The following is an 18,650-nucleotide window of genomic DNA, read 5'->3' on the forward strand; positions in this document are numbered from 1 at the left end:
GCAAGCTCAAGGCCGGAACTGCACGTTGACGATGGTGGCGTTCTGGATCAGCACGTTCGCTCCGCTGTTCTGGATGACCGTGGGGATCCCGCTGGCATTGGCAAACGAGCCGTCGCGCACGATGTTCGACCCCGTCGCCACGTTGACGGCGGCGTTGTCGCTCACGGTGCCCGACAGGCGCGCGTCATTGACGGTCTGGTAGAGATCCTGCGTGCCGCCGCGATAGCTGTCGAGCCGATCGGCGCCCACCGCATGACCGAACCCAGGCACCGACACGGCCGCGGCGACCGGGGGACGCACCGCTTCCGTGTTGGCGACCTGCGCACCGTCTGCGATCGGCACATCGTCCGCAGCCATCGCTGCTGCCGCTGGCCACACTGCCAGGCCGCATGCCAACCACCATGCCGCCCATCCTGCTGTGGTTCTTCTGTCGGATCGCATCGAATATCTCCTCTACGCTCCAACTGCGGGCCGGACCACATATGCAGTCCGGCCCCATCCACCGTCATGCGCGAAGCTTCATCGCTTGCGCCGCGGCACTTCCCCGCTCATGCCCATACCGGGCTATTTGCCCACATTCAGGTTGGCCTGCACGTTGATGCTTTGCTGGATGAGGGAAGCGAAGCCGCTGTTCTGGTTCGCCACCATCACGCCTGCTGCAGACTGGCCGACGCTGGTCATGGCGTTGGACATGTTGAACGTACCTGCGTCCACCATGACCGTACCGCCTGCACCGCCCGTGCCGCCCACCGCACCATTGCCGACACCGCCATTGCCCACGCCGCCTGCACCGCCGGCCGCACCGACTGCACCCACGGCGCCATTGCCTGCCGTGGACGATGCTGCACCGTTGGTTGCGCTGCCGTTGGTGGCGCTGCCGCCTGCACCGCCATTGCCTGCCACATTGGTAGCTGCACCGCCCGCGCCTGCCGCGCCGCCCGTGCTGGTACCGGTGGCACTGCTCGTGCCCGTGCCCGCACCGGCCGATGCCGTTGACGTACCGCTGGTGGTGGAGCCACCAGCGCCGCCTGCACCGCCTGCCGAGGCACTGCCGCCGCCGGTGGCTGCGCCGGCGCCCTGATGGCGGTTCGCATCGCCACCGCTGGCGCTGGACGTACCGCCCGCACCGCCGCCACCGCCGCCGGCTGCGCTCGTGCTGCCCGCTGCACCGCCAAGGCCTGCACCTAGGCTCGCCGACAGCGTGCCGGAGCTGCCGCCGGTACCGCCGCCGCCCGCATTGCCGCCAGCGGCTCCGCCATTGCCGCCGTTGCCGGCCATTGCGCCACCGTTGGTCGCGCTGCCGTGTGTGACGCTGCCGGAGCTGCCGCCAGCGCCACCGCTGCCGCCTGCACCACCCGCGCCTCCGTTGCCGCCAGCGCCTGTGCCGCCGTAGCCGTATCCGCCACGCCCACCGGCGCCGCCATTGGCCGAGCCACCATTGTTGGTGGCGACATTGCCGATGCCCGACACGCTGATGTTGGTGACGGTGCCATCCAGCTTGGAGACAGCAATTGCCTTGCTTGTGTTGAAGGAGTTGGTGAATGTTGCCGTTGCCGTGCCGCCGTTGTTGGCAGCGGCGGTACCGTAGCCGTCAGCGTTGGCCCAGCCGCTGTTGTCGCGGTTGCTGCCCTGGCTTTGGTTGTTGTGTTGATTCGAGTTATCCGTTGCCGTTGTGGTTGTGGTCGTTGCGGTATTCGTCGTCGTGTCTGTGCTGGTGTTGGTTCTGGTGATAGTCGACGTGTTGGTTTGGGTCTTGTCACCCGCCCCGGACGCCGTATTCCCGATGTCGGCCAATGCCACGCCAGAGACCCCCAATCCCATGGCGATCGCGGTGGCCAGTAAGGTCTTCTTCATAACGCACTCCATAAAGGTGAGAGGGACGGCTGGAAACGCAGCCAGTAAGGCCGGCGCGCTCTGCCTGTGGGAAAAACATGACCCACCCCGGGGCGGCTCGTTTGCATAAACGGTGCCAACTTCCGGGCCCGCTCAATAGAACTGTTCTAAGCGTTTGAAAACGCAAAAGTTTCACCGGCACGCGCGTACACAAGCGCTCGCCATGCCGCGCAATCGTGACGGGACATGCAACTTTTGGAGGTCTGTTTGCGGCCCTTCGGTTACAGCGCTGACACACCGTCGTGACGCGCGGGCAACCATGGCATGCAAGGCCTTCTCGCCAAGACGCAAACCACGCGCACGCATGCGCTCAGTGTGGGTGTTCGAGACGAGCGATTTGCTGGGTGTTTCAGACGTGATACATCGGCGCATCGCCGCTCACATTGCGTGAGCGGTGGGTCGCGGCGGGTGAGCATCCCGTGCCGCACGTCGCGTCGCGTGGTGCGCCTGGATGTCGTGCGCACCGCAGGCATGGCGCCTTGCGTGGCGGCTGGATTGCGAGCGCCCCCTATCGGCAAGACGTATGCAGGAGACGCGTCTCGATTTCTACATCTGGCGTTGCCCAGGCAGGCGAAAAAAAACTGCGCGCGGCAAGCATCGTCGTGGCAACGAAAAGCCGCGCGCAACCCGTTCGCATTTCAATCGCGAAACCGCGCGCTCAAACTCACGCCGTGGCAGCCACCGTCAGCTTGAGCTCTTCGATCATGCGATCGCGCATGACGAATTTCTGCACCTTGCCCGTCACCGTCATCGGCATCTCGGTGACGAAGCGGATGTAGCGCGGAATCTTGTAGTGCGCGATCTGGCCCTGGCAGAACGTGCGGATCTCATCTTCCGTGGCCTGCTGGCCGGGCTTGAGGACGATCCACGCGCAGACCTCTTCGCCGTACTTCGGGTCGGGCACGCCAAATACGTTGACGGCCTGCACCTTCGGATGCCGGAAGAGGAATTCTTCGATCTCGCGCGGGTAGACATTCTCGCCGCCGCGAATGAGCATGTCCTTCACGCGGCCGACGATGTTGCAGTAGCCCTCGGCATCGAACGTTGCCAGATCGCCCGTGCGCATCCAGCCGTCATGGATGGAATCGGCGGTCTTGGCTTCGTCGTCCCAGTAGCCGAGCATGACGGAATAGCCCTTGGTGCACAGCTCGCCCTTCTCGCCCACGGGCACCACCTCTCCCGCGCCGTCCACCAGCTTGACCTGCAGATGCGGCTGGATGCGGCCGACGGTGGTCACGCGCTTGTCGAGCGGGTCCGTTACGGCGCTCTGGAAAGACACCGGGCTCGTCTCGGTCATGCCGTACGCGATGGTGACTTCGCGCAGGTTCAGCTCCGACACGACGCGCTTCATCACCTCGATGGGGCACGGCGATCCGGCCATGATGCCGCCGCGCAAGGTCGATACGTCAAAGCTCTTGAAGTCCGGATGATCGAGCTGCGCGATGAACATCGTCGGCACGCCATGCAGTTGCGTGCAGCGTTCTTCCGCCACCGTGCGCAGCGTAGCGAGCGGATCGAACGCCTCGCCGGGGAACACCATGCAAGCGCCGGTGGCCGTGCAGGTGAGCACCGACATGACCATGCCGAAGCAGTGATACAGCGGCACGGGAATGCACAGCCGATCGCCCTCTTGCAGGTTCATCGCCATGGCAACGAAGCGGGCGTTGTTGACGACGTTGACGTGCGTGAGCGTGGCGCCCTTGGGCGCGCCGGTCGTGCCGCTGGTGAATTGGATATTGATGGCGTCGTCGGGCGACAGCGTGGCCGTGATGGCATCCAGCGCATCAACGGGTACGCTTTTTCCGCGCGCAATGACATCGGCAAAGTTGAGCATGCCAGGCGTTTCGGCCTCGCCCATGCGGATGACCCAGCGCAACGCCGGCAGCTTGGCGGCATTCAATGCGCCGGGCTGCGCGGTCGCCAGTTCGGGCGCGAGCGTCTGCAACATTTCCAGATAGCGCGAGGTCTTGAAGGCCTCGGCCGCCACGATGGCCTTGCACCCCACCTTGTTGAGCGCGTATTCCAGTTCCGACAGCCGATACGCCGGATTGATGTTGACGAGGATGAGCCCCAGGCGCGCCGTCGCGAACTGCGTGAGCACCCATTCGACACGGTTGGGGGACCAGATGCCGATGCGGTCGCCCCGCTCGAGCCCCAGCGCATGCAGGCCGGCGGCCAGCGCATCGATCTGTTCGGCAAAGGCACGCCACGTCCAGCGCACGTTCTGTTCGCGAAACACGACCGCCTCGTCGTTGGGACAGCGGCGCACGGTTTCCGCGAGCAACGCCGAGACCGTCACGTGTGCCAGCGGCACCGCCGTGTCGCCCACCACATACGACGCACCGTTGCGCGGTCGCGCGTCGAAAACCTCACCAGCCATGGATGTCTCCTCCAATCAACGTTGGCCTTTTTGGGGCCTTGTTCTGAATGATTTGTAACCGCTGCTTCCACCGCAATTTGACGCAGCTTGACGTATTTGGCAATCCGTTGCCGGACGAACAATGACGCGGAACAATTGCTGCGCTGCAGCAGCAAAAATCGGCGGGCGCCGTCATCAACGCGCTAACATGCCGGCCTGATGTTTTGCGCTTTCTTGCACGTAGGGAATGACGATGATCGTTGTAGTGATGGGTGTTTCGGGTTGCGGCAAATCCACGGTGGGCCAGAAGATTGCCGAGCGGCTGGGCTGCGCTTTCCGTGATGGCGACGAGTTCCATTCCGAGGCCAACCGCGCCAAGATGCACGCCGGCATCCCCCTGAACGATGACGACCGCAAACCCTGGCTCGAATCCATCCGCGCCTACATGGATGAGAAGACGAGCACCGGGCAATCGCTGGTGGTTGCCTGCTCCGCCCTCAAGCAGCGCTACCGCGACGTGCTGTGCGGTCCCGCCGGCAACGCGGAATTCGTCTACCTGAAGGGCGATTTCGACCTGCTGCAGGGCCGCCTCGCCGCACGCAAAGACCACTTCTTCAACCCGAACCTGCTGCGCAGCCAGTTCGAAGCGCTGGAAGAGCCGACCGACGCCGTCATTGTCGACATCGCGCTGCCGCCCGAAGCCATCGTCGACGAGGCTGTCACGCAACTGCAGGCACGCGCCGCGCACCGCCCGGCCGCGTGAACTCGCACATGTTCGCGCGCTAGCTGCGCGTGAGTTGTTGCAGCACGGCCTGCACCTCGCCGTTGCACACGCGGCTCATGCGCTCCTGCTCGCGCGGCGTATCGATCTGTTCGTGCGCCTGCAGCCCCAGTTCGATCAGCGATTGCGCGCGGGGCAGCCAATGGCGCGTGAGCGCTGCCTGCAAATCTGCGGCAATGCGGTCCGGGTCTCCAAAGTAGAGCCGGCCGCCGTATTCGCTCTCGATCTCCTTGCGGATCACCTCGGCGGCGTGCGGCAGCACCGCGCGGTTGACGGCCACATGCCGCAATTCGTGCTCGCGGATGGCGTTGTAAGCACAAGTGCCCGGCGCGAATTCGCGCGCCACGGTGACCCGAAAATTATTCAGCAACAGCTCCACTGAGATAGATGGCCGTAGGCAGGTCGTGGCCGGCTGGGTGGCGATGGCCATGTAGCGGCTGTTGACGTCGAAGCGTGCGACCAGCGTGGCGTACGTCTTGCCCAGCACGCGCGCTGAGCGGTCGTACGGCGGTGCCTCGGCGGTGAGTTGTTCCACCGAGCGGTCGTTGGAGAAGGACAGCGGCGTTTCGATGGCACGTACTTCCACGCGCATCGGGCCAAGCGCCTGGTCGCATGCCTTGAGCCAGTGCGATTTGTTGGCATTGAGTGCGGATGCGCCCGCCGCGCCAGTTGCTGCGGCGACGTTTTCGATCGGCGCAAAACGCACGTCGGCGAGCCTCAGCCGATGCAGCCGACTCCACTGCCAGGCGCCGACCGCCACGGCCAGCACCACACCCAATACCACCACCCGACGCATGCTGGGCTCCCCGTTTGCGCATCCCGACTGGGCTACGCAGGGGCGCCGCAGGTCAGGTCATGCCGGTGTCAGTGCCACCGGTTCTCGGTTCTCATGTTGGGCGGCAACCAGTCGTCTGATCTGCTCGCCCGATCGTTTGAGCGCTACGCGCGCCTCTGGAAGGAAAGGATAGAAGATCGGCCACACGTGCGGAAGCCGCCGCCCCATTTCTACCGAAACGGATACCCCGGCCGCCCGCGCGCGCTCGGCCATTCGGAGGGTATCGTCGCGTAGCACCTCGCTGGTGCTGACATAGCAGTGCAGTGTGGGCAGGCCCGTGAAATCCGCATACAACGGCGAGGCGAGCGGATGGTCCGTCGGCGCGCCCGAATCGCCAAGGTACAACGCCGCACCATGCGCCATCCACGCGCCGCGAAACATCACGTCGGATTCATCGTTATCGATCAGGCTCTGGCCGGTAGCTGCCAGGTCCGTCCACGGCGAATACAGCACCGCGCCGGCCGGCAGCGGGTCCGCCGCATCACGCAAAGCCACCAGCAGCGCCAACGCCAGCCCTCCCCCCGCGGAATCGCCCGCCACCACAATGCGCGATGGCGCCACGCCCTGCGCCAGCAGCGTGCGATACGTAAAGAGCGCATCTTCCACCGGCGCGGGAAACGGGTGCTCAGGTGCCAACCGGTAGTCCGGCACGCACACACGGGCTCGCGCATGCGTGGCAAGACCAATGGTGATCGGGCGATGTGTGCGGGGGCTGCAGAAAAAATAGCCTCCGCCATGCAGATAAAGGACGACAGGCGCGTCGTCATGCAGATCCGGATCGGCGGGTTCGATCCATTCGCCGGTGAGGCCGTCGCCGTGGGCCCCCAGGGCCGGCACGATGCGCCAATCCGGCGGCAATTCCACGGGCGAAGGCATCTTGCGCTTCTCGGCATGCAGGCGCGTGGCGATGGGATCGAACGGCTCCCGCTCGGTCGGCTTCTTGACCTGGTTGCGCACCATCCTCGAGACGACCCAGTTCTGCCAGCTCATCGCACAACCCTCCGCTGCAAAGTCCCAGCCTAGCGAGGATGCGCTGCCCAGACAATCGGTTCACACCCTGCTGGAACGCGGGTGTCCCCATACGGCAACGCCATCTTGCAGGCCGTAGCGTCAAACCACGTCAGGGGTCGCAGCCAGGGCACGCAGGCACAGGCGCTCCATCTCGCTGATCCACACCTCGGTTGCGGGTGGCCCGTCCTGCAGCAGCACGCGGTAGCGACGTGCGCCCCAGATGGCTTGCAGCATCGTCTGCACGAGTGCGTCGTCTGGCCGGGCAGGTAGATCGGGGCAGGCATCCAGCGCTTGGCGCCAGGCTGTGCTCAGTTCATCGAAGAAGCGCAAATGATGCTTGGGCTCGGCAATGCGGTCTTCACGCATCAGCATGGCGTGATCAAAGTACGGCGGATCGAGCGCCGGATCGCCGCAACTCAGCCTCACGAGGTGACGCACGCGGGCTGTCCAGGAGGCATCGATGCGTTCCGTCACCTCGCTCTGAATGCGGGCCAGCAGCACCTCGATGGTGTGCCGGACGTAGCCTGAGAGCAACGCCTCCTTGTTTGGGAAGTACTCATACAGCGTGCCGACCGAGCAACCGGCTTCCAGTGCCACCGCCCGCGTGGTCGCTGCCTGTGCGCCGTCGCGCCGCCAAATCCGAACAAACGCCTCGTAGATAGCCTGCACCGTGAACTTGGCCCGGCGCTGCGACGGCCGCTTCAGCGGTTTGGCGCGGGCGCTTTCGCCCTGTCCGTTTCCGAACCCGGCGCCCGCCTGCCGGCGATAGAGTGAAGCCATCAGCCCATCAATCCCGAGAATGGAGAAGACACCATGAACGCCCCGTACCAGCGGCTCTTCACGCGCAAGGATGCCCTAAACGAAAGCCGCCTGGAAAGCGCCGACACCGCGCCCGCCGCGGCGCCCGGCGAAGTCGTGCTGCGCCTGGACCGCTTTGCCCTCACCACCAACAACATCACCTACGCGGCCTTTGGCGACGCCATGCAGTACTGGGCGTTTTTCCCCACCGGCCACGATGGCTGGGGCCATATGCCTGTGTGGGGCTTTGCCAATGTGGTCAGCTCCACCGTGGAAGGCGTCGACGTCGGCGAGCGCTTCTACGGCTACTTCCCGATCGCCACACATCTGCGCATGCAACCCGAACGCGTCACGCCACGCGGCTTCTACGACGGCGCCGCGCATCGTCAAGCGCTCGTCTCCGCCTACAACCAATACACGCGCGTGTCGCAAGACGCCGCCTACGATGCAGCGCTGGAGGACTACCAGATCCTCTATCGGCCGTTGTTCATCACGTCGTTCATGCTGGCGGATTTCCTGGCGGACAACGCCTTCTTCGGCGCGCGGCGCCTGGTCTTCTCCAGCGCATCGAGCAAAACGGCGTACGGCACCGCGTTCTGCCTGCAAGACACCCAAGGGCTCACGCTCACCGCACTCACTTCGGAAGGCAATCGCGCGTTTGTCGATGGCCTTGGCTGCTACCACGACAGCGTCACGTACGATGCGCTCGACACGCTCACAACTGACGTTCCCACGCTCTACGTCGATTTCTCCGGCGACGCGGCGTTGCGCCGGCGCGTGCATGAACACTTTGGCGACGCGCTCGTCTACGACTGCTTTGCAGGATCGGCGCAAAACACGGATTTCATCCAGGCTGCCGACTTACCCGGCCCCGCGCCGCAGTTCTACTTCGCGCCCGTGCAAATCCGCAAGCGCAACGCCGACTGGGGGCCCGCGGTCGTCACCGAAAAATTCAACGCAGCACAGCGACGCTTCATCGACCACGTACGTGACCCAAAGCACGGTTGGCTCACGCTGATCCAGGAGCACGGCATGCCCGCAGCTCAGGCGCGCATTGCCGCACTGCATGCCGGCCGCACACACCCGCGCGAGGGTTATGTCATCCGACTTTGAGGCCGCCCTGCCATCGCGCCAAGGTCGAGCTTGGCGCTTCCTTGCCCCGGCACATGACAAACAATCTATAAATTTATATATTATTGGAATTTAGATTGTTCTCTGCCCCACCCCTTTCCCATGTCGATCGATTTCGCACATTTCACCCCGGGCGCTGCCCTCGTCGGCGGCCTCATCATCGGGCTGGCGGCGGCCGTGCTGATACTGGGCATGGGCCGCATTGCCGGCATCAGCGGCATCCTCGGCGGGCTGTTGTTGCGTCCGCAGGGCGATATGGATTGGCGCATCGCGTTCCTGATCGGCCTGATGGGGGCGCCTGTGATTGCCGCACTGCTTGGTCACCCTGTGGTTCCTGACATCGCCGCCGGCTGGGGCGAGGTGCTGGCGGCAGGCTTCCTGGTCGGCATCGGCACACGCTACGCAGGTGGCTGCACGAGCGGCCACGGCGTCTGCGGGTTGTCGCGCGGCTCGGTTCGCTCGCTGGTGGCCACGGTCACCTTCATGACCGCGGGCATCGTCACCGTGTTCGTGGTGCGTCACGTGGTGGGAGGCTGACATGGCCATCGTGATCGCACTCGTTGCGGGCCTGCTGTTTGGCGCGGGGCTCATCGTGTCGGGCATGGCCAATCCGGCCAAGGTGCTCGGCTTTCTGGATTTGTTCGGCCAATGGGACCCTTCATTGGCGTTCGTGATGGCCGGAGCAATTGCCGTTGGCGTGATCGCCTTCTTCATGGCACGTCGGCGCGGCCGCTCATGGCTTGGCACGCTGATCCAATTGCCGTCTGCCACGGGCGTAACCGCGCGGCTGGTGCTGGGCAGCGCCGTGTTTGGCATCGGCTGGGGACTGGCCGGTTTCTGCCCAGGGCCGGCACTGGTGGCGCTGGGCGCAGGCGTGCCCAAGGCTGTCGGCTTTGTCGCCGCAATGTTGGTGGGCATGGCCGTCTTCAATTGGCTGCAACGCAAGCGCTAGCCGGGCGGCACCGCCGCATATAAGCCGATAACGAACCTACAGGGGACAACATGACGCTCCACAAGCTCGGTGCCGCATTGGCGCTGGTCATTGGCACATCCGCATTCGCACAAACCGCCCCGGCAACGCTTCCAGTGCCGGACGAGGCCACCATCCCCGCTGGACCCATGGGTGACGCCATCAAGCGCGGCAAGCTGATCCTTACCGACACCAAGCGCCAGCTGCCGCACAACGTCGGCAACGGCCTGAACTGCACGAGCTGCCACCTGAACGGCGGCACGACGCCCTACGCATCGCCGTGGGTCGGTCTGACCGCTGCGTTTCCGGAATACAGATCGCGCAGCGGTGCGGTCATTTCGCTGCAGCAGCGCGTGAATGATTGCTTCCAGCGGTCGATGAACGGCAAGCCCATCGCCTTCGATGGCGACGACATGAATGCCATCCTCGCCTACATGAAATGGCTCTCCAGCGGCGTGCCCGTTGGCACCAACGTGACGGGACGCGGTTTCGAGAAGATCGACACGTCCCTCGCGCCCAACCGCGAGAACGGCAAAGCCGTCTACGCCCAGCGCTGCGCAGCCTGCCACGGCGCCGAAGGCCAGGGGCTGCCCAACCCGCAAGGGGGTTACCTGATGCCGCCGCTGTGGGGCAAGGATTCGTTCAACGTGGGCGCGGGCATGGCGCGCATGTACACCGCCGCTGCCTTCGTGAAGCACAACATGCCGCTGGGCCAGGGCGGCACGCTCACCGCACAGGAGGCCGTGGACGTGGCCGCCTTCTTTACCCAACAGCCGCGCCCGGACTATGCCGCGCGCGCCAACGACTGGCCCAAGGGCGACAAACCGAAAGACGCGCGCTGAGCGCCTCCCGCCTCAAAAGCAAAAAGCCTGCGACGCAACCGCCGCAGGCTTTTTTGGTTTCGCACTTCGGAGCGCTGAACGCGATCAGTTGACCTTGAGCTGACCGCCACGGCCCAGGCCACCCTTGACGTCTTGCGCCTTGTAGCTGCGCAGCGCGACGACCATCTTGTTCCACGCGTCGATAAAGGCGACCACCGTGGCCTTGCCTTCCGGCGTGCTGGAGAAACCTGCCAGACCGCCGCCCACGCCACCGCCAAAACCAGCCAGCACGGCACCGTAGTTCGTGGCGGTCGAACTGCCTTCGGCGGCAGCAATCTGCACGGCCGAGCGCACGTCGAACAGGGTCAGCGTCACGACCGAAGCCTTCGACTTCACACTGCCGGCCAGCGCGGCGATGGCGCTGTTGCCCAGCAGACCGCCCACGGCACCCGCCACACCGCCGATCGGCGAGTCGTTAATGATGATCTGCGGCTCCATGTAGTAGTCAGCCGCCACACGCTGGCCCTTCTGCTGCTTCGAGCCCGCACGGTATTCACCGGAGTTGCGCTGCAGATCGGTGATGCGCGACAGGCGTGCGTCGGTCTTCTGGTTGCCGATCGACGTGATCACGAAGCAGTTCGATTGCTGCACGGCCATGCGCAGCAGCGGGTCGATCGTCGTCACCTTGGTGGCGCTGCCGAACTGGCCGTACCAGTCGGCGTTGCGGCCGTCGTCCATGGCGATGGTGCCCAGCGGCGAGGCGCAGCGCTCGAGAGTCGGGTCTGCACCCACGCTGGAGCCGCCGGCCGCAGCACCGCTCACGCCGGCGTTCTGGCCGCCCGGCGTCACCATGCCGCCGCCTGCGCACGCAGCCAGGGAAGCGGAGATCAATGCCACGCCTGCGGCCTTGGCAGTGCGGCTAAGAAGATTGGTTTTCATATTGTTGTGTGGCTCACATTGAGTCGATGTTCGGCTTATGCGTCCTGCGACTCAATAAGCCCCCCTTGATCAGGCGTGCGAGGTGTGCAACAGGCTTTCCCCCCTCCCCGAACTGCCTTGAAACGCTTTGAAACGGATGACTGCGGCGCCTCTCTCAGTACCAGTACCAGCTCGTCTGGCGCCAGACGCCGAGGTACGGATAACCCGAATACCAATAGCCGTAGTAGGTGCTGCGCCATTGCGCGCGCCACTTGTAGTCGTCTTCGTCGGATTTCTTGGCGGCGCGTGCTTGCTCAAGCAGCTTCTTGGATTCCTTGTCGCCACGGCTCACGGCAATCGAGAGCCATTTTTCGGCTTCGCGTGGGTCGGAGCCCATCTCTTCCAGCCCGAACAGGTAGAACGCGCCGAGCGCCTTCTGCGCCTGCAGGTTGCCGTGCTCGGCCGCCTCGCGCATCCAGTTCAGTGCCTGGTAGCTGTCCTGGCGGACGCCGTCACCGCGGAAATAGCGCAGACCCAGGTCGTAAGCGGCCTTGGGCTCTCGCTTGGCAACTTCCTTGAGGGCAATAATGCGCGGATCTTCGTCAGGGATATTCGCCTGGTCAAACGCCACCTGGGCTTTCGGCCGATCGGCACAGCCACGGTCGTCGCACACCCGTACCACATCGCTGGGCGGCTGCGGCTGGGCACACGCTGCCAGCAGTGACACGACTCCCAACATCAGCAAACGATTCCGCATTCGCCTGACCCTTTCTCTTATTGTTGCTGTTGATCGAGAGAAACTCCGCTGACAACCTGGTCAGTGCCGGTGGTTTTTGCGATCCCGTCCGCAAAACCGGCGCCCCCACATTGGCTGCACAACGCTTTCTCTTCCGCGCGCCCATAGGATTTGCGGGCACATGATATAGATCGGTCTACTTTAGCGGGAAGCGCGTGCCGTTGTGTTATCAAAGCGTAAAGCTGACGCGGCAACAACACTCTGCAGCCGACCGTGTTTGGGCCCAATCCCCAGGCCGCAATAAGGGGCCGATGCTAAGATGCGGCTCAGCAATCAGGAGAGGTGGCAATGCGCGCAAGCAAGCGCCAACAGGTGGTGGACAAGGCCGGCGAGCTGTTTTCCAAGCACGGCTTTCACCCCGTGGGCGTCGATTGGATCATCGACGAATCCGGCGTCGCCCGTATGACGCTGTACCGGCACTTTGCCGGCAAGGAAGATCTGATCAAGGAAGTGCTGGAGCAGCGCTATACCTTCGTCATGGGCAGCATTGCCGAGAAGCTCAGCCCCGTGCCCGACGCCACTGCCCGCCTCAAGGGCATCTTCGAGTGGTATGGCGCATGGTTCCGCACTCCCGAATTTGCGGGCTGCCTGTTCGAGCGCGCGCTGGCTGAGTTTGGCGCCACCTGCCCCAAGGTGACCGACGTGGCAGTGCGCTACCGCGACGATCTGCTCGCCATGATGGAAACACTGCTCAAGGATGTGGTGCCTGCCAATACGGCGCGGCAGCTTGCCGGGGTGTACGTGATGCTGCTGTCGGGCGCCACCGCCGACGCCCGCGCAATTGGCGATCCGTCCGCCGCGTCACAGGCCTGGCACGCCGCAGAAACCCTTCTGAACCAGGCCAGGGCCGCCACTGAAGCTGCCTGAACCCAGCCGCCGCAGCCTACCAGCCGCGCTGCACCCGCCGCGCAATCATCGAAGGCAAGCGCAGCATGCCCTCGGCCGCCAGGCGCAGATGCATCCCAACCAGCAGGATGTTGTCTCGCAGATACCGGAAATGCGACACACCGCCCTCGTGCGCGCGGAAGTAGCGCACCGGCGCCGCCAGCCGGATCGGACGCACACCGGCCCAGCACAGGCGCACCGCCGCTTCCGGGTCGAAGTCGAAACCGCGCATCCAAGTCTGCCGGCGCATGATCTCGGCCAGCGGCGCAATCGGATAGACGCGAAAACCGAACAACGTATCGCCAATTCCGGCCCACAGGGTTTCGATGTCCGCACAGCCGTTGGACAGGCGCCGGCCCTGCACGCGCACCTGCGGCGCCGTTGCATCAAACACCGGCTGGCCGAGGATCATCGCGTCGGGTGCAGCCTGTGAGGCCGCCATGAATTCGGGGATGAGCTCCGCGGGATGCTGGCCGTCGGCATCCATGGTCAGCACGTAGGTAAAACCTGCTGCGGCAGCGGCTTCCAGGCCGGTCAGCACGGCCACGCCCTTGCCGCGATTGCGCGGCAGCACAATCACGCGCAGCCCTGGGTCTTGCGCTGCCATGGCCTGCAAGCGTTCGGTGCTGCCGTCGGTGCTGCCGTCCGCCACGACCCAGACCGGGTTCCACTGCGCGCGCGCGCTGCGCACGGTGTCGTCAACCTTGGAGCCAGGGTTGTAGCTTGGAATCAGAACGAGGTGCGAGGTGGAAGCGCCGGTCATCGGCATGGCGTCGGTCCGGCCAAACGTTGAAAGCGGAATGCGTCGGGCGCTGGCGCGAGCCTATCGCGTGCGGTGTTCTGCCACGTAGGCTGCGAGCGAGCCCAGCGAGGCGAAGATCTTCTGGTTGTCGGGATCGCCGGAGCGCAGCTCGAAGCCGTATTTCTTGGAGATCAACAGCGCAACTTCGAGGATATCGATGGAATCGAGCCCGAACCCTTCGCCATACAGCGGTGTGTCGGCGGTCAGGGTATCGAGTTGAATGTCTTCGAGATTCAGTTCGCCGATCATGAGCGCGGCGAGCTCTTTTTCCAGGTCGTTCATCGGTCTTGCAGCCACAGGCGGCGTGCAGCGGGGATTGCGGCCAGAGCCAACGACGTTCTCCTTGCCCGAAGCCCCTGCCTTGTCCAGCCCAGCCTGTGAAGGGGGTCGTTTAAGCTACGCGGATTCTAGACGAAGGGTTACACCCCGTATAGCGCGAAACCGTGACAAAGACCGCATGTCGCGGCGCATGCACGAAGTGACGCAAACGATTCAACGGCTTGTGTGGGGCCGCAAAGCGGCAAGGGGCGCCGCAACAGGGCCGCCCGGGCGCCGTACATCCGGTTACAAACACGCCGCCGCCGGATCAGGCGAGACACGCGCGGGGCCCTAGAATGTGCCCCGCCCTATGATGAAACTGCCCGGCCCCTCCTACGACACCATGCAGCGCCGCTCCTCGCAACTTGCTCTGCCATGCAGCGACTGACCAGCTTTGCGCGGGGCGCAGCGGGGGTGGGTGCGGTCGTGGCGTATCAGGTCGGTGCGCATTACGCGGCGGCCACGCCAGGCGCGCATGGCATGGGCCTGGCGATGGCTCTGGTACCGCCGTTGGCCGTTGCGCTGGTCGCAGCCACACGTTCCACACATCGGGCATGGCTGTTGCCGCTGTGGCTGCTCGTCTGTGGAGTGCTGTGGATGGCGCGCGCACCGCTCGCCGCGCATTTTGACTGGGGCCTGTACCTCGAACATGCAAGCTTCAACTTGATGATGACCTACGTATTCGGCCGCACGTTAGTGGCGGACCGCGAGCCACTGTGCACGCGCTTTGCCCACATGGTGCACGGCACGCTCACGCCGCGCATTGCGCGTTATTCGCGGCAGGTCACGCTGGCATGGACGCTGTTTTTTCTGGCAACCGCCGTCGTGTCCACCCTGTTGTTTGCCGCGGCATCGACCGTAACGTGGTCGACGTTTGCGAACTACCTGTCGCTGCCGCTGGTGGGCGTGATGTTTGTGGCGGAATACCTCTGCCGGCGCGTCGTGCTGCGCGGCGAGCCACATTCCAGCCTGTTCGATGCGGTGCGCGCGTATCGACAATCGGCGACGCAGCAGCAATCCACGCGCCCCGCCACAGAACGCTCCCGCTGAGCCCACACGCCTCCACGATTTGCGTCATGCCGACTTACCCGCTGGTCTCTCATCCAACACTCGACCACACGCTCGCCTGGCGTGACGGCACGCCCGTCTCCGCACGTGCGTTCGTAGCCGATGTGATGGCGCTGGCCGCGATGCTACCGCCGGGCGGTCACGTGTTCAACGCCTGTTCAGACCGTTACCGCTTTGCCGTCGCGCTGTGTGCGACGCTGGTGGCCGGCAAAGTCAGCCTGCTGCCGCCCATGCAGACGCCCCAGATGGTGCGTCAGCTTTCGGCGTTCGCGCCCGATGTGTTTTGCCTGCACGATGCGGCCGCCTGCCCCGTCGACCTGCCGGGCTTCCGGTATCCCGATGCGTTGACGGCCAACACAACGCTCAACGACGTGCCGCAGATCGACGCGTCGCAAGTCATGGCAGTGTTGTTCACGTCCGGATCGACCGGCACGCCGGTGCCGCATCGCAAAACGTGGGGCGCACTTGTGCACTGCATGCGCACGGCGGTCGCGCACCTTGGCCTGGACGGCGGGCGCGCCTTCACGCTGGTCGGCACCGTGCCGCCGCAGCACATGTATGGCTTTGAGGTGACGGTACTGCTCGTGCTGCAGGGCGGTCTGGCCTTCAGCAACCAGCTGCCGTTCTATCCGGCGGACATTCGCGAGGCGCTGCAGGCTGTGCCTCAGCCGCGCGTGCTGGTGACCTCGCCGGTGCATCTGCGGGCGCTGCTGGCATCAGAACCCGCGTTGCCAAGCGCATCGCTCGTGCTGTCGGCCACTGCGCCGCTGTCGCAGGCGCTGGCGCGGGAGGCCGAGACGCGCCTGTCTGCGCCGCTCCTGGAAATCTACGGCAGCACCGAAACGGGCCAGGTCGCGACGCGCCGTACCGCGCAGGAAACCGCGTGGCATCTATACCCCGGCGTCCGCATGGAATCGCGCGCCGGCACGCCGGAAGACGACGGCCCCACGGTGTGGGTCCATGGCGGACACGTCGACACCCCGGTGCCGATGAGCGACGTGATTGAGCTGATCGACGACACGCACTTTCTGCTGCACGGCCGTAAGACCGATCTGATCAACATTGCCGGCAAGCGCTCGTCGCTGGCGTATCTGAATCATCAGCTCAACGCGATTGCAGGTGTGGAGGACGGCGTGTTCTACATGCCGGACGATGCGCCTGCCGCCCCGCATACGCAGGGCAGCGCCGCAGTCACGCGCCTGGTGGCACTCGTTGTGGCGCCGAGCCTTAGCGCGGCGGACGTACTGCGTGCCCTGCATGACCGCATCGATGCAGCATTCCTGCCACGCCCGCTGCTGCTGGTGGACGCGCTGCCGCGCAACGAAACCGGCAAGCTGGCGCGCGATGTGCTGGCCGCGCTGGTGGCACAACATTCGCACCGCAACACACACAAGCCCGCCATGCGCTTCACCATTCCCGCAGATCACCCGGCGCTGCCGGGGCACTTTCCCGGCCACCCAATCGTGCCGGGGGTGGTGCTGCTTGACCACGCGCTCCACACGATCGGTGCGGCGCTGGGACGCTCGCTTGATGCTTGCAAGATCAGTTCGACCAAGTTTCTCAGCCCTGCGGCACCCGAGGAGTTGCTCGACCTCGCGTTCGAGACGACGGCGAGCAACGCCGTCCGCTTCACGATCCGCGCGGGCGAGCGCGAAGTGGCCAGCGGCGTGCTGTCCGCATCAGCGCCGGAGGGCGTTGCTGCATGAAGCGCACCGACTGGGCTGAGCGTCCGGAGCGCAGCAACCTCGCGCTGCTGCGCGTGATGACGTGGCTTTCGCTGCGGCTTGGGCGGCCGTTCGGCAGGGCTCTGCTGTGGCTGATTGCGGTGTACTTTGTGGCGGCCTCGCCGGCGGCGCGGCGTGCCTCGCGTGACTATCTGCGCCGCGCGCTCGGTCGGCCGGCAACGCTGCGCGACGTGTTCCGTCACATGTTCACCTTTGGCACGACCATCCACGACCGCATTTATCTGATCAGCGGGCGCTTCGATCTATTCGACGTCGAGTTGCAGGGCCAGCAGCACATACACGACGTGCTGGAGCGGGGGCGCGGTGCATTCCTGCTCGGCGCGCACCTGGGCAGCTTCGAGGTGGTGCGCGCGCTTGGCCGTACGGTGCCAAACCTGCGCGTAGCCGTCGCCATGTATGAAGAGAATGCACGCAACATCAACGCCGCAGTTGCCGCCATCAACCCGGCGGCGGCGCCGGAAGTCATTCCGCTGGGGCGTGTAGACGCCATGCTGCAAGTGCGCGAGGCACTGGACGACAACCGGCTGGTCGGCATGCTGGCCGATCGCACGCTGTTGCGCGACGCGGGGCCATCCATCCAGCGCAGGGATTTTCTCGGCAGCCCGGCATCGTTTCCGCTCGGGCCGCTGCACATGGCCGCCATGCTGAAGCGCCCCGTGCTGTTCATGACGGGGCTGCACCTGGGCGGCAATCGCTACGCCGTGCATTTCGATCCACTGGCGGATTTCACCAACGTACGCCGCGAAGATCGCGCCGCCGCCGTGCAAGCCGCACTGGCCCGCTATGTCGAGCGCGTTGAACATTACTGCCGCGCCGCGCCATACAACTGGTTCAATTACTTCGACTTCTGGCAGGATGCCGACGCGGCTGGCGCGCAGAATCCCACCCCGGCCGAGCACCAGACCACCCAAACGCCATGACTGCAACGCGCCCATTCCTTCGCGCCCTTCTGGCCATGCTCGCAGCCAGCATGTTGGCAACAGCCGCCCACGCCGCGGATACCGCCTGGACGCTCGACCGCCTCATGTCCACGCTTGCACGCAACAAGTCGGGGCGCGCCACGTTTACGGAAACAAAGACGCTGTCGATTGCGGCTGAGCCCATTGAATCGTCCGGCGAGCTGGTCTTCGTGGCGCCCGACCACCTGGAAAAGCGCACCCTGGCGCCGAAGCCCGAGCACCTCGTGATTGACGGCGACAAGCTGACCGTGGAGCGCAACCAGCGCAAGTTCACGATGCCGCTGTCGCAATATCCGGAGCTGGGCGCCTTCATTGAAAGCATCCGCGCCACGCTGGCCGGCAACCGCTACGCGCTCGAAGCGATCTACAAGGTCGCCATTGCTGGCCACGGCGATGACTGGACGCTCACCCTTTCCCCCATCGACACGCGCATGCAGAAGGTCGTCAGCACCATCACGCTGGAAGGCACGCGCGATGTGCTGCGCTGCGTCGCGATCCGCCAAGCCGACGGCGATCATTCGCTGATGCGCCTGCAACGCGTGCCGGGCAATTAAGGACGC

At 64.9% G+C, this 18,650-nt stretch carries 20 protein-coding genes; 10 read left to right on the plus strand and 10 right to left on the minus strand.

Annotated features, from left to right (window positions below; translation table 11 throughout):
• Window positions 1–6 precede the first annotated feature (6 nt).
• The 3 genes from NG898_RS07635 to NG898_RS07645 form a co-directional block, all read right to left on the minus strand.
• Window positions 7–441: a hypothetical protein gene (locus NG898_RS07635; protein WP_252691788.1), complete on the minus strand. Its 435-nt coding sequence runs from the start codon at window positions 439–441 to the stop codon at window positions 7–9.
• Between the two features lie 123 nt (window positions 442–564).
• Window positions 565–1,854, minus strand: a complete 1,290-nt coding sequence (locus NG898_RS07640; RefSeq protein ID WP_252691789.1) for a hypothetical protein — start codon at window positions 1,852–1,854, stop codon at window positions 565–567.
• 703 nt (window positions 1,855–2,557) lie between these two features.
• Window positions 2,558–4,273 (minus strand): AMP-binding protein, encoded by a 1,716-nt coding sequence (locus NG898_RS07645; RefSeq protein WP_252691791.1) that lies wholly within the window; start codon window positions 4,271–4,273, stop codon window positions 2,558–2,560.
• 232 nt (window positions 4,274–4,505) lie between these two features.
• Between NG898_RS07645 and NG898_RS07650 the strand changes: the two genes are divergently transcribed.
• The gene (locus NG898_RS07650) at window positions 4,506–5,015 is read left to right on the plus strand and encodes a gluconokinase (protein ID WP_252692498.1); all 510 of its coding nucleotides are present in this window, start codon (window positions 4,506–4,508) and stop codon (window positions 5,013–5,015) included.
• A gap of 19 nt (window positions 5,016–5,034) precedes the next feature.
• On the opposite strand, the gene NG898_RS07655 is transcribed toward NG898_RS07650, so the two are convergent.
• The 3 genes from NG898_RS07655 to NG898_RS07665 form a co-directional block, all read right to left on the minus strand.
• Window positions 5,035–5,829 carry a hypothetical protein gene (locus NG898_RS07655; RefSeq protein ID WP_092973348.1) on the minus strand — a complete coding sequence of 265 codons (795 nt, stop codon included), beginning with the start codon at window positions 5,827–5,829 and terminating at the stop codon, window positions 5,035–5,037.
• 57 nt (window positions 5,830–5,886) lie between these two features.
• Entirely contained in the window at window positions 5,887–6,858 is a 972-nt protein-coding gene (locus tag NG898_RS07660; RefSeq protein WP_252691792.1) for an alpha/beta hydrolase, read from the minus strand.
• Between the two features lie 120 nt (window positions 6,859–6,978).
• Window positions 6,979–7,659, minus strand: a complete 681-nt coding sequence (locus NG898_RS07665; protein ID WP_252691793.1) for a TetR/AcrR family transcriptional regulator — start codon at window positions 7,657–7,659, stop codon at window positions 6,979–6,981.
• A 33-nt stretch (window positions 7,660–7,692) separates the two neighbouring features.
• Between NG898_RS07665 and NG898_RS07670 the strand changes: the two genes are divergently transcribed.
• The 4 genes from NG898_RS07670 to NG898_RS07685 all read left to right on the plus strand — a co-directional run bounded on the left by NG898_RS07670 (window position 7,693) and on the right by NG898_RS07685 (window position 10,620).
• Window positions 7,693–8,790 carry a DUF2855 family protein gene (locus NG898_RS07670; protein ID WP_252691795.1) on the plus strand — a complete coding sequence of 366 codons (1,098 nt, stop codon included), beginning with the start codon at window positions 7,693–7,695 and terminating at the stop codon, window positions 8,788–8,790.
• A 120-nt stretch (window positions 8,791–8,910) separates the two neighbouring features.
• On the plus strand, window positions 8,911–9,345 hold the full coding sequence (locus NG898_RS07675) for a YeeE/YedE family protein (RefSeq protein ID WP_252691796.1): 435 nt from the start codon (window positions 8,911–8,913) through the stop codon (window positions 9,343–9,345).
• A 1-nt stretch (window position 9,346) separates the two neighbouring features.
• A complete protein-coding gene (locus NG898_RS07680; protein WP_252691797.1) occupies window positions 9,347–9,760 on the plus strand; it encodes a DUF6691 family protein in 414 nt (137 codons plus the stop codon).
• 50 nt (window positions 9,761–9,810) lie between these two features.
• Window positions 9,811–10,620 (plus strand): c-type cytochrome, encoded by an 810-nt coding sequence (locus NG898_RS07685; RefSeq protein ID WP_252691798.1) that lies wholly within the window; start codon window positions 9,811–9,813, stop codon window positions 10,618–10,620.
• Window positions 10,621–10,704: 84 nt separating this feature from the next.
• Here the strand turns inward: NG898_RS07685 and NG898_RS07690 are convergent, their stop codons facing one another.
• Both NG898_RS07690 and NG898_RS07695 read right to left on the minus strand, forming a co-directional pair.
• A complete protein-coding gene (locus tag NG898_RS07690; protein WP_252691799.1) occupies window positions 10,705–11,538 on the minus strand; it encodes a penicillin-binding protein activator LpoB in 834 nt (277 codons plus the stop codon).
• A 154-nt stretch (window positions 11,539–11,692) separates the two neighbouring features.
• Complete coding sequence (locus NG898_RS07695; protein ID WP_252691800.1) at window positions 11,693–12,274, minus strand: tetratricopeptide repeat protein; 582 nt, start codon at window positions 12,272–12,274, stop codon at window positions 11,693–11,695.
• Window positions 12,275–12,601: 327 nt separating this feature from the next.
• Between NG898_RS07695 and NG898_RS07700 the strand changes: the two genes are divergently transcribed.
• Window positions 12,602–13,180 (plus strand): TetR/AcrR family transcriptional regulator, encoded by a 579-nt coding sequence (locus NG898_RS07700; protein WP_252691801.1) that lies wholly within the window; start codon window positions 12,602–12,604, stop codon window positions 13,178–13,180.
• A gap of 16 nt (window positions 13,181–13,196) precedes the next feature.
• Here the strand turns inward: NG898_RS07700 and NG898_RS07705 are convergent, their stop codons facing one another.
• On the minus strand, window positions 13,197–13,967 hold the full coding sequence (locus tag NG898_RS07705) for a glycosyltransferase family 2 protein (protein WP_092973368.1): 771 nt from the start codon (window positions 13,965–13,967) through the stop codon (window positions 13,197–13,199).
• A gap of 54 nt (window positions 13,968–14,021) precedes the next feature.
• On the minus strand, window positions 14,022–14,282 hold the full coding sequence (locus NG898_RS07710; protein ID WP_092973370.1) for a phosphopantetheine-binding protein: 261 nt from the start codon (window positions 14,280–14,282) through the stop codon (window positions 14,022–14,024).
• A gap of 411 nt (window positions 14,283–14,693) precedes the next feature.
• Between NG898_RS07710 and NG898_RS07715 the strand changes: the two genes are divergently transcribed.
• From NG898_RS07715 to NG898_RS07730, 4 genes are read left to right on the plus strand one after another with little or no spacing between them, the layout of a single operon-like run.
• Window positions 14,694–15,368 (plus strand): COG4648 family protein, encoded by a 675-nt coding sequence (locus NG898_RS07715; protein WP_252691802.1) that lies wholly within the window; start codon window positions 14,694–14,696, stop codon window positions 15,366–15,368.
• A gap of 26 nt (window positions 15,369–15,394) precedes the next feature.
• Window positions 15,395–17,092: an AMP-binding protein gene (locus NG898_RS07720; protein WP_252691803.1), complete on the plus strand. Its 1,698-nt coding sequence runs from the start codon at window positions 15,395–15,397 to the stop codon at window positions 17,090–17,092.
• Window positions 17,089–18,051 carry an LpxL/LpxP family acyltransferase gene (locus NG898_RS07725; protein ID WP_252691804.1) on the plus strand — a complete coding sequence of 321 codons (963 nt, stop codon included), beginning with the start codon at window positions 17,089–17,091 and terminating at the stop codon, window positions 18,049–18,051. The genes NG898_RS07720 and NG898_RS07725 overlap by 4 nt, the downstream gene beginning before the upstream one ends.
• Complete coding sequence (locus NG898_RS07730) at window positions 18,048–18,644, plus strand: LolA-related protein (protein WP_252691805.1); 597 nt, start codon at window positions 18,048–18,050, stop codon at window positions 18,642–18,644. The genes NG898_RS07725 and NG898_RS07730 overlap by 4 nt, the downstream gene beginning before the upstream one ends.
• Window positions 18,645–18,650: the final 6 nt, after the last annotated feature.

The organism is Ralstonia mojiangensis, from assembly GCF_023955645.1.
GTDB lineage: Bacteria > Pseudomonadota > Gammaproteobacteria > Burkholderiales > Burkholderiaceae > Ralstonia > Ralstonia mojiangensis.